This window comes from Helicobacter sp. T3_23-1059 (assembly GCF_053654515.1).
This window is the reverse complement of sequence record NZ_JBSIUV010000241.1, coordinates 1-409: the sequence shown is the minus strand read 5'-3', so window position 1 is coordinate 409 and position 409 is coordinate 1. Positions and strand designations below refer to the sequence as shown.

Sequence of the window (409 nt, the reverse complement as noted above, 5' to 3'; positions counted from 1 at the left end):
GCTCAAGACAACTTAAGACAAAATAAAGGAGTCTTAAGTTATGATAAACACGATGAAAAACAAGTATATTATTCGTTCAAGAATTTCAGAGGCAAAAACAAGAGAGATTCTTAAATATGTTTCTACTTCGCTTACGCTCGTAGCCTTGCAAGAAGTCTTGATATTGAAGCTACAAAAATTGCAAAAATTTGTCATATTTCACAAAAAACTACTGACAAAATTTGCAAAAACATTAGAATCTTAATCGCAAAAGAATGTAAAAATATCTCTAAAATGCAAGGTGAAATAGAGATTGATGAAAGCAATCTTTTGATATAGATTTTGGGTGCTAAAAGAGTGAGAGGAAAAAGAGACTTAAGGAGCAGGTAAAAAAACACCTGTGTTTTTGCTTTATTTGACTTACAACTGC

At 31.1% G+C, this 409-nt stretch carries 1 pseudogene; it reads left to right on the top strand.

Annotated elements, in window-relative coordinates:
* Positions 1–40: 40 nt before the first annotated feature.
* Positions 41–409, top strand: a pseudogene (locus tag ACWIX0_RS14250) (hypothetical protein); the annotation flags it as partial.